This window comes from Mesotoga sp. B105.6.4, from assembly GCF_002896535.1.
Classification (GTDB): Bacteria; Thermotogota; Thermotogae; order Petrotogales; family Kosmotogaceae; genus Mesotoga.
Map to the genome: position 1 here is coordinate 1 of NZ_JWIM01000104.1, position 2004 is coordinate 2004.

At 45.8% G+C, this 2004-nt stretch carries 2 protein-coding genes and 1 CRISPR repeat array; both genes read right to left on the reverse strand.

Going from position 1 to position 2004, the window contains the following annotated elements:
• The first annotated feature begins 53 nt into the window (after positions 1 to 53).
• Positions 54 to 807: direct repeats of the CRISPR family, unit length 30 nt; unit sequence GCTTCCAGACTACCTATGAGGAATTGAAAC.
• A 286-nt stretch (positions 808 to 1093) separates the two neighbouring features.
• The gene (locus tag RJ60_RS14810; RefSeq protein WP_308410925.1) at positions 1094 to 1687 is read right to left on the reverse strand and encodes a DnaB-like helicase C-terminal domain-containing protein; all 594 of its coding nucleotides are present in this window, start codon (positions 1685 to 1687) and stop codon (positions 1094 to 1096) included.
• A complete protein-coding gene (locus RJ60_RS14815; RefSeq protein ID WP_103135261.1) occupies positions 1651 to 1818 on the reverse strand; it encodes a DnaB-like helicase C-terminal domain-containing protein in 168 nt (55 codons plus the stop codon). Before RJ60_RS14815 ends, RJ60_RS14810 begins: the two co-directional genes overlap by 37 nt.
• Positions 1819 to 2004: the final 186 nt, after the last annotated feature.

A 2004-nucleotide genomic window follows, 5' to 3' on the forward strand; every position in this document is an offset into this window, starting at 1 on the left:
CCTATGAGGAATTGAAACTTTTCAGAACCTATGAGATCTTTTTCGAGATCCATGCTTTCAGACTACCTATGAGGAATTGAAACACCTTGATTCCAGAAGCGCGCTTCTCTATGTCGAGGCTTTCAGACTACCTATGAGGAATTGAAACTCGAGGCGCAAGTAAAGAAAACCGTTGAAGAACGCGCGCTTCCAGACTACCTATGAGGAATTGAAACGAAAATAGGCTAATCCTTGCATTTTAATAATCCTGCTTCCAGACTACCTATGAGGAATTGAAACCTTCTTGGCAGTTTTGAAAATGTGGTTCTGTGGTGCTTCCAGACTACCTATGAGGAATTGAAACATAGGTACAGGATTTTCTCCCGGTTTCCGAAATATTACGCTTCCAGACTACCTATGAGGAATTGAAACTTGGTTTGAAGGATTTTAGAGGCGATGTTATTCGTGCGCTTCCAGACTACCTATGAGGAATTGAAACCTCCAGAAGAAATCGAAGCTCAAAGAAAGGCATTCGAGCTTCCAGACTACCTATGAGGAATTGAAACTAGCTCTGTTGAGCAAGAACCCTGGAACTGCGATAGCTTCCAGACTACCTATGAGGAATTGAAACGAAGAGCGAAAGAAAGACTTGCAGACTTTGAGAAGGGCTCCCAGACTACCTATGAGGAATTGAAACCATAAAATTCGATATTCCCACGTGGTACGGAACGAGCTCCCAGACTACCTATGAGGAATTGAAACTAGACACGGAAACACGAGCCAAACGGCGCGATGTAAGCTCCCAGACTACCTATGAGGAATTGAAACTTGAGAGAGAGTTCAATGAACTGGTCTAGGACTGCAGCTTGGGACATTTTACAAACTAGAGACATATTGGTTCAGTAGTATACGGAAAAGGATCAAATAGATATCACTAAAAGAGCAGGAAGGCATTCTCATCCTTCCTACCCTCGGGGTGTGTGAGTAGTGCAGTTGCAAGTTACAAGTTCTGAGTTGCAAGAATAAAAGCCGCTGTACGCTTAAAAGCAGGGAACCCGCTGATCGCTGGAAAGACCGCTGTACTCTTAGAACCCGCCTAACGATAAAGGACCGGCTACCTGGATATTGATTCCTTCTCTTCTTTCATCAGAATCGCTCTTTTCCAGTCGAAGCGAAGGACTGTCTCGCGGTTCACGGCCTCTTCCCTGTCTCTTGAGACAATGACCCGCAGCTGTTCTTTGGGAGCGCTGTCGTCGTAGAAACGCTCGTGATGAAGCATGATTATCGTATCCGCGCAAGCGTTTATCTCTTCAGCGTCATGAAAGTCCTTCTGCTGAGGTACCTTTCCTGGATTGTCCAGTACCGTCCTCTTCATCTGGCTACCGAGAATGATCGGAATCTCTAGAAGCAGCGAGAGCTCCTTGAACCAGTCGATCTCTCCCTCTCTCTCGCCAATCAGCTGCAGGTAATCGACAAAGCAGACTTCGAAATTGAGCGAGGACTTCTCCTCCTCGATTTCATATGCCACTTCGTCTATCGCCCAGTCTCTGAGATCGAAGAAGAACAGCGGGATCCTGTTCAGCTCTTCTCTCAAGTGCTCCGCATCTTCGTAGTCTCTGAAGTGGCTCGAAACAAACCTTTCCTTTAGCTGTGCCGTGCTTCTCTCAAGTGTTACGTATATGCGGTCTTGATTCCATCTCTCGCGAATCTGTAGGCCATATTGAGCATCAGTGTAGTCTTTCCCTGAGAGGGTCTCGATCCTATAACGATGAGATCCGTTTCTCTCATAGGTTGAAGGACGTCGTTAAGTTTCTCTATCGGCCACCTGTATTCAGTCATCTAATTCACCTCCAAAGGGCGTATTCACCCCCCAGGGGAATTGGACAAGTAAGTTAGGAATAGTAGACTAAGAAGGGGTGAATATGGATGAAGCATCCGAGAGGCAAGAGTTATGATCCTGAGTTCAAACTTAGATTAGCTAAGGAGTTTGCAGAGACAGACAAGACACTTGAAGAGATTGCACAA

Bases quoted from the DNA above. Each gene is read 5' to 3' on its own strand.
- RJ60_RS14815 (WP_103135261.1), bottom strand. From the start codon at position 1,818: ATGACTGAATACAGGTGGCCGATAGAGAAACTTAACGACGTCCTTCAA.